Consider the following 7,254-nt stretch of genomic DNA (forward strand, 5'->3'; position numbering starts at 1 on the left):
GACATCAGCCACGGCGAGTTGATCCGTAGCAACGCCGACCAGACGATGACCGTCGACCCCTGCAACCTGCAACTGCTGTACCAGGGCCGGTCCCCGAACTCGGGCGGCGACTACGGCCTGCTGCCCTACCGCCCGGGCGTACTCACCCTGCAACGTTGACCAGGTGACACAGTCCCACAACCGATGACGTGGGAGCGGGCGGGCTCGGCACACCGAGCCCGCCCGCGGTCATTCTGCGGCAGGACCGCGCGAATCAGCGCCGTCAGCCCGCTGCCTGGACGCCGTCGAGGGCGCGCCGCAGGTTCGCGCCGAAGACGTCGGCCTGCTCGGTGGGGGAGAGCTGCTCCAGGCCGGCCGGTTCCAGGGTCTGACTGAACGAGACGTGGTCCAGACTGGGTGGGAAGTCCGATCCCCAGTAGAGCCGGCGGCTGCCGAAGTGCTCCAGCAGCACGTCGACGAAGGGCCGGGCGGCGGAGTGCGGCCAGCCGTGCGTGGGCTCGCTGACCGCGTAGAGGCCGGACACCTTCACCCCGACCTGCGGCAGCCGGGCCAGGTCGAGCAGCGGCGCCAGCGTCTCGGCCGCCTGCTGCGGGGACGGGGGCGTGGGCCGACTGCCGGGCAGCCCGAGGTGGCTGAACAGCACCGGGCAGGCGCCCAGCCCGGCCAGGGCGGTGCCGAGCCGGGCGGTGGCGGCTGGGGTGGCGTTGAGGCTGAGCAGCGCCCGGGCTGCGGTGAGCTGTGGGGCGGCTCTGGTCACCCAGGCGGCGAAGCGGTCGGCCTGTTCGGCGTCGGCCAGATAGGCGGACACCCCGACGAACCCGGCTGACCACCAGCGGGCCAGTTGGTCCTCTGCCGGACCATCTGGTGGGACGTAGGCGACCGGGGCGATCCAGGGGTGCGTGCCGGCGAGCGTGGCCAGGTAGTCGTTGTTCCCGGCGAAGTGTTCCTCGCCCTCGTAGCCCACCACCAGCGCCCGATCGATGCCGTGCACATGGCGGATGTCCTGGTATGCGGCGAGCTCCTCGGTGCCGGCGGGGGAGCGTCCGTACCGGCCCGGGTAGCCGTTCGCGAAGAGGTGCAGGTGGGCGTCAGCGCGATCCATGGTCACGGACCATAACCCAAATCTTGCCTGGTTATTGACGTGGCCGCCCCCCGGCTTTAGGTTCTTGTCTCAATTAGGTCCGGATTGCAGGCCGCGAGCGAGGAGTGGGCTGGGTGGAGCTGGGACACGACGGGGTTGATGAGCTGGTACAGCTGAGGCGTCAGCTCCATCGCTACCCGGAGCTGCGGTTTACCGAGCACCAGACGGCCGCGACGCTGGCCGCGAAGCTCCAGCCGCTCGGCCGGGTACGCACCGGGATCGCCGGCACCGGGCTGCTCCTGGAGCTCGAAGGGGCGCTGCCGGGGCCGATGGTCCTTCTTCGGGCCGATATGGATGCCTATCCCGTTCAGGACGCCAAGACCGAGCCGTACGCGTCGACCAACGCCGGGGTCTGCCACGCCTGTGGGCACGACGTGCACATGACCGTCGCGTACGGAGTGGCCGCCCGACTCGCCGCGGCGCCACCGGCGCGGGGCACGGTGGCCGTGCTGTTCCAGCCGGCCGAGGAGATTCCCTTCGGTGAGGCCTCCGGCGCGGCCGCCGCACTCCTGCACGAAGGGCTGCGCGGTCGCCGCTTCGACGCCGTGCTCGGCCTGCACTGCTGGCCGGACCTGCCGGTCGGCACGCTGGGCGTGGACCGCCACACGGCGATGGCCGCCAAGGACGCCTTCCGCATCGAGGTGCTCGGCCGGGCCGCGCACGCCGCCACCCCGGCGCTGGGCCGCGACGCGATTCTCGGCCTCAGCGGCATCGTGAACCTGCTGCACGCCGCGGTGGCCCGGTCCCGCAACGCCGACGAAATGGTGGCGTTCAACATCGGCACCATCTCCGGCGGCGCCAGCCAGAGCCAGGTCGCCGCGTACGCGGAGGCGACCGGCACGCTGCGGACCCTCGACGAGGGCACCCGCGAGCGGCTCAAGGTGGTCATCGAGCGGGTCGCCCGCCAGCAGGCCGCCGCGCTCGACCTCGGTGTCCGCTTCACCTGGGCCAACGAGATGCCCCCGGTACGCAACGCGGCCGAACTGGTCGCACTGGCCCACGCCGAACTGCCCGGCCTGCTGGACGTGGTCGACCTCGCGGTGCCGCCGCTGACCACCGACGACTTCGCGCTGCTCGGCGCGCTCGGCCCCAGTCTGTACGTCAAGCTCGGCGTCACCGGTGAGCGGGGCGGCGCACCACTGCACTCCGGTTCCTTCGACGTCGACGAGCGCTGCCTCGACGTCGGCGTGAGCGCGCTGGAACGGCTCACCCGGGCTGTGCTGGACGGGCGACTCACCGCCCCGGCCGCCGCCGTGCCGACCCCGGCCGCTCCCGGGGACGACACCGACACCACGGCGGTGGCGGCATGAGCGAGCGGGTCGAGGTCGCCGTGATCGGCGCGGGGGCCTTCGGGCTGCGGCACGTCGCCGCGTACCGGTCCCTCGGGGTGCCGGTGACCGCGCTGGTCGACCCGAACCCGGGCGTACGGCAGCAGGTCGCCGCCGAGCACGACGTGGCCCGTACCTTCGGCACGGTCGAGGAGTTGCTCGCCGCCGGAGCGCCGCAGGCGGCCTCGGTCTGCGTGCCCGGTCCCGCGCACCGGGACGTCGCGGTCGCGCTGCTCGCCGCCGGCGTGCCGGTCCTGGTGGAGAAGCCCCTCGCGGCGACGGTCGCCGACGCCGCTGCCATCGTCGCTGCGGCGCTTACCCACGGGGTGCTCTGCCAGCCGGGACACATCCTGCGGCACAGTGCCCCGCACCGGGCGCTGTACGACGCGGTCCGTGCCGGCCGGCTCGGCCAGGTGCTGGCCGTCTCCTCCCGCCGGGACCGGCCGCGCACGCTCAGCCGGCTCTTCCCCGACGAGCATCCCGCCCTGCTCACCGCCGTGCACGACATCGACCTGGCCATCTGGTACGCCCAGTCGCCGGTGGTCGAGGTCCGCGCGGCGGCCCGGACCCGACCCGGATCGGCAACCCCGGTCCTGGTGTGGGCGGAGCTTCGGCACGCCAACGACGTCGTGTCGTCGATCCGCAACAGCTATCTCCTGCCTGAACACACGCCCAACCACACCTCGGACCTGGTCGAGGTGTACGGCACCGACGGGGTCGCACACGTCGACCTCGGCCATCCCACGCTGCTCGTCCAGGGCGAGCAGACCGAGGCGCCGGACTGGCTGCTGTCGCCGGTCGACGGCGGCGGTGCACTCGCCGCCGAGTTGCGCCACTTCGTCGGTCAGGTGACCGGCACCGAGTCGTCGGCGGTCGTCCCGCTCGCCGACGGATTGCACGTGGTGCAGGTCGCCACGGCCATGGCCGACAGTGCCGCCACCGGTGGCGCGCCTCGTCGGATCTCCCCCGAACCCCTCTCGTGACAGGAGTTTGCGCCGATGTTTCGACGTAGATTGACCGGTGTCCTCGCCGCCGGTGTGGCCACCGCCGCCCTGCTCGCCGCCTGTGGTGGCGGCAGTGACGACGCCGCCGACGGCCCGGTGACCCTCAAGGTGCTCACCTGGGAGCCGGGCGGCACCGAGTACTGGCAGCAGGTGAAGACCGCCTTCGAGGCCAGCCACCAGGACATCAAGCTGGACTTGCAGTCGGTCCCGTTCGACAAGTACCCCGAGGTGCAGGGACCGTACATCACCTCGCAGTCCGGTCCGGACGTGATGGCCAACAACGCCGGCCTGGAACTGTTCGACCGGCGGGGGGCGTACACGCCGCTGGGCGACAAGGCGGCCGAGATCAACAAGGATCTGGTCACCTACAGCGGCGCCTGCGAGGAGTTCGACACCAGCAAGCCCTGCTACGGCGTGCCCTTCTCCTACCAGGGCAATGTCCTCTACTACAACAAGGACGTGCTGACCGCGGCCGGGCTGGACGCGGAGAACCCGCCGGCCACCTGGGACGAGTTCGGGGCGGCCTGCGACGCGGTCAAGAAGGCGGGCAAGACCTGCCTGGCGTTGGGGCTGTCCGGCACCTTCCCGGCGTACTGGGACTTCCCGGAGATCGCCCGCAACTACCTGACCGAGGACGACATCCGCGGCGTGCTCAACGGAACCCTCTCCTGGAAGGACCCGAAGCTGGTCCAGGTCCTGGAGAAACTGGCCGAGATCACCACCAAGGGCTGGGCGAACAAGAACGCCCCGTCGATCACCATGCTGCCCGACGGTGCCGACATCTTCCAGCGCGGTGACGCCGCCTTCGCCGGCACCATCATCTCCGACGCGGTGAACTGGGAGGCGTTCGGCAAGGCCCTCGGCGACGACAAGCTCGGCGTCACCCGCTGGCCGGCGATCAACCCGTCCGCGCCGCTGGCCGGCAAGTTCTCCGGCATCGAGGGCGCTGTCTACGGCGTGACCAAGTGGAGCGAGAAGAAGGACGCCGGCCTGAAGTTCATCACCTGGCTGGCCGGCAAGGAGAACGGCGAGCTCTGGGTGAAGTACGCCAAGGGCCAGCCGCTGAACAAGAACGTTGACCCGGCGCTGCTGCCCTCGTCGCCGGCCTTCAAGAAGATCCAGGAGCTGATCGCCGAGCCCACTCTGCACGCCGGTGTGATGCTCTCCGGCCCGGAGGCCGACGCCCTGGCCCGAGGCTGGCAGCAGATCACCCTCGGCCAGCTCACCGTCGACAAGTGGGCTGAGCAGATGCAGCAGGCGCTGGAGCGCAGCCCGACGAAGAAGCAGGGCAACTAGTCGCATCGGGTGGGGTGGCCAGCGCCACCCCACCCGCCAGCTTCCCGGGGGAGGACAACCCGATGAGCATCTCCACCGCGCCGGCCGCCGAGCCGGCCGCCGCGACGACTCCGACCTCGCCGGTACGCCGTACCCGGCGCTTCCGGCACGCCCGGGAGTGGTGGCTCGGCGCCCTGCTGGTCCTGCCGGCGTTGGCCCTGGCGGTCACCTTCAAGCTGGTGCCGCTCATCCGGGGCGTCATCACCAGCTTCGAATCCTCCAGCGGGTTCGGCGACAGCTCCTTCGCCGGCTTCGACAACTACACCCGCATGCTTGACGACCCGATGGTGCTGACCAGCTTCCGCAACGCGCTGCTGGTGGTGGCCACCCTGCCGGTCTGGATCGTGGTGCCGCTGGTGCTGGCGGTACTGATCCACCAGCGGGCACCGGGCTGGAAGTTCTTCCGGGCCGTCTACTTCATCCCGTACACCATTGCGCCGATCGTGGTCGGCATCATGTTCCGGCAGATCCTCTCGCCGGACGGTCCGATCAACGCGCTGTTGCGGGCGGTCGGGCTGGAGCCGCTGGCCATCGAGTGGCTCAACGGGCAGAACAGCGCCCTGTTCTCACTGGTCGCGGTGGCGTTGTGGAGCTTTTTCGGCCTGGGCGTGATGACCTACCTGGCCGGGCTGGCCACCATCCCCGACGAGGTGCTGGAGGCCGCGTACCTCGACGGCGCCGGCTTCTGGCGGCGGCTGTTCTCCGTGGTGGTGCCGATGCTGCGCCCGACCGTGGCGTACTGGAGCGTGCTCTGCGCCTCCGGCGTACTGATCTGGCTCTTCCCGCTGATCTACGCGTTGACCCAGGGCGGCCCCGGCCACGCCACCATGCTCCCCGAGTTCCTGGTCTTCCTCACCACCTTCCAGTTTCTCGACCGGGGATACGGCTCGGCCATCGGTATCGCCCTGTTCGTCTTCGTCGCCCTGATGTCGATCTTCAGCGTGCGGCACATGTTCAAAGAGGGGACCCGGAAGCCGCGATGAACCGGCGATACTCCGCCCAGATCGGGCGCTACCTGTTGGTCTTCGCGTTGGTGGTGGTCGCGGTGGCGGCGCTCTACCCGCTGCTGTTCACCGTGGTCAGCTCGCTCAAGACGCAGACCGGGTTCGCCCGGGATCCGCTCGGGCTGCCGGCCGGGATCACCTTCGAGAACTACGTCGAGGCGTTCAAGCGGATGAACATGCCCCGGCTGCTGCTCAACTCGATCATCACCACGGTCGGTGGGCTGGTGTTGTCGGTGCTGGCCGCGATGCTGGTCGCGTACACCGTGACCAAGCTGCGCTTCCGCGGCGGCAAGCTGGTCTTCCTGTTCATCATCATCACCCTGACCATCCCCAGCCAGGCGATCATCTACCCGCTGTACCAGACCGTGCTGGACCTGGGCATGTCCGGGGAGTACCAGGGGCTGATCCTGGCGTACGCGGCGTTCGGCCTGCCGTTGGGCACCTACCAGCTGGCCGGGTACTTCCAGCAGGTGCCCGACGAGCTGATCGAGGCGGCCCGGGTCGACGGAGCCGGACACTTCACCATCCTGTTCCGGCTGCTCGCCCCGATCGCCACCCCGGCGCTGGCGGCACTGGCCATCTTCAACTTCGTCTGGATGTGGAACGACCTGCTGCTGCCGCTGGTCATCATGGGCGGCTCGGACTCCAAGACGCTGATGGTCGGGGTGTCGCTGCTCAGCGGCCAGTACGACGTGTCGGTGCCACTGGTCAGCGCCGGCCTGATCGTGGCCCTGCTGCCGGTGCTGATCATCTATCTGGTGTTCCAACGGCAACTCGTCTCCGGCGCGCTCGCCGGCTCCGGCAAGTGAGCACTCCGGTGAACCGGCCCGCCCCGGATACTCCTCAATATCCGGGTGCGGGCCACCCCGGTCCCGTTCCCGATCCCGGCACCGGATCGGGAACGGGACCGGGACCGGCCTTCGGGCCAGGCGCGCAGGTGTGTCACCTGTACCGCCTGCACCCGGGGGCGGAGGCCGAGTACGAGCGCCGGCACGCCGAGCTGTGGCCGGAGATGGCCGCACTGCTCGACGAGGCGGGGGTGTACGACTACCACATCTACCGGCACGGCCTGCTGCTGATCTGCGTGCTGCGTACCCGGTGGGGCTTCGACCACGCCAGCCGGGTCACCGGTGCGTCGGAGGTGCAGGCCCGTTGGACGGCCTCGCTGGCCCACCTGTTCGCCGAGATCGCCGACGCCGACGGTGAGCCACTGTGGGCGTACCCGGTCTTCCACCATCCCGGCCTGAGCGGCTGACCAGGCAACGCCGATGCGCCGGATCACCCGAGGACGGGCGATCCGGCGCACGGTGTTAACAAGGGGCCCGTGCTCTACCGCAGGCGTTAATAAGAGCGACCGGCAGTAGGTGTTACTTGAGGCGGCGTGTGGTGGGGCGGGTGTCCCATCGGTAGTGGGTGCGGGCGCGTTGGATGAGTTGACGGAT

8 protein-coding genes are annotated in these 7,254 nt (G+C 70.1%); 7 read left to right on the forward strand and 1 reads right to left on the reverse strand.

Annotation, left to right across the window (positions count from 1 at the left end):
• Nucleotides 1-159: non-reducing end alpha-L-arabinofuranosidase family hydrolase (locus tag AB0M35_RS29040; RefSeq protein WP_363749401.1), on the forward strand; the 159-nt coding region annotated here is incomplete at its 5' end.
• A 103-nt stretch (nt 160-262) separates the two neighbouring features.
• Here AB0M35_RS29040 and AB0M35_RS29045 read toward each other — a convergent pair.
• The gene (locus tag AB0M35_RS29045; RefSeq protein WP_363749389.1) at nt 263-1,102 is read right to left on the reverse strand and encodes an amidohydrolase family protein; all 840 of its coding nucleotides are present in this window, start codon (nt 1,100-1,102) and stop codon (nt 263-265) included.
• Between the two features lie 113 nt (nt 1,103-1,215).
• Here AB0M35_RS29045 and AB0M35_RS29050 point away from each other — a divergent pair, with 113 nt between their 5' ends.
• From AB0M35_RS29050 to AB0M35_RS29075, 6 genes are all read left to right on the forward strand, one after another.
• The gene (locus tag AB0M35_RS29050) at nt 1,216-2,451 is read left to right on the forward strand and encodes a M20 family metallopeptidase (RefSeq protein WP_363749390.1); all 1,236 of its coding nucleotides are present in this window, start codon (nt 1,216-1,218) and stop codon (nt 2,449-2,451) included.
• Complete coding sequence (locus AB0M35_RS29055) at nt 2,448-3,452, forward strand: Gfo/Idh/MocA family oxidoreductase (protein WP_363749391.1); 1,005 nt, start codon at nt 2,448-2,450, stop codon at nt 3,450-3,452. Before AB0M35_RS29050 ends, AB0M35_RS29055 begins: the two co-directional genes overlap by 4 nt.
• 15 nt (nt 3,453-3,467) lie before the next feature.
• Nucleotides 3,468-4,769 (forward strand): ABC transporter substrate-binding protein, encoded by a 1,302-nt coding sequence (locus AB0M35_RS29060; RefSeq protein ID WP_363749393.1) that lies wholly within the window; start codon nt 3,468-3,470, stop codon nt 4,767-4,769.
• 62 nt (nt 4,770-4,831) lie between these two features.
• The gene (locus tag AB0M35_RS29065) at nt 4,832-5,791 is read left to right on the forward strand and encodes a sugar ABC transporter permease (RefSeq protein ID WP_363749395.1); all 960 of its coding nucleotides are present in this window, start codon (nt 4,832-4,834) and stop codon (nt 5,789-5,791) included.
• Nucleotides 5,788-6,621, forward strand: coding sequence for a carbohydrate ABC transporter permease (locus tag AB0M35_RS29070; protein WP_363749397.1), 834 nt, complete (start codon nt 5,788-5,790; stop codon nt 6,619-6,621). Before AB0M35_RS29065 ends, AB0M35_RS29070 begins: the two co-directional genes overlap by 4 nt.
• Nucleotides 6,622-6,749: 128 nt before the next feature.
• Nucleotides 6,750-7,067, forward strand: coding sequence for an L-rhamnose mutarotase (locus tag AB0M35_RS29075; protein ID WP_363749399.1), 318 nt, complete (start codon nt 6,750-6,752; stop codon nt 7,065-7,067).
• The last annotated feature ends 187 nt before the right edge of the window (nt 7,068-7,254 follow it).

The sequence above is a fragment of the Micromonospora sp. NPDC051196 genome, assembly GCF_040682415.1.
Taxonomy (GTDB): Bacteria; Actinomycetota; Actinomycetes; order Mycobacteriales; family Micromonosporaceae; genus Micromonospora.

What these genes read in the sequence shown, in the direction of transcription:
- AB0M35_RS29060 (WP_363749393.1), top strand. Translation starts at nt 3,468, where the DNA reads ATGTTTCGACGTAGATTGACCGGTGTCCTCGCCGCCGGTGTGGCCACC.
- AB0M35_RS29065 (WP_363749395.1), top strand. Translation starts at nt 4,832, where the DNA reads ATGAGCATCTCCACCGCGCCGGCCGCCGAGCCGGCCGCCGCGACGACT.
- AB0M35_RS29045 (WP_363749389.1), bottom strand. Translation starts at nt 1,102, where the DNA reads ATGGATCGCGCTGACGCCCACCTGCACCTCTTCGCGAACGGCTACCCG.
- AB0M35_RS29055 (WP_363749391.1), top strand. Translation starts at nt 2,448, where the DNA reads ATGAGCGAGCGGGTCGAGGTCGCCGTGATCGGCGCGGGGGCCTTCGGG.
- AB0M35_RS29070 (WP_363749397.1), top strand. Translation starts at nt 5,788, where the DNA reads ATGAACCGGCGATACTCCGCCCAGATCGGGCGCTACCTGTTGGTCTTC.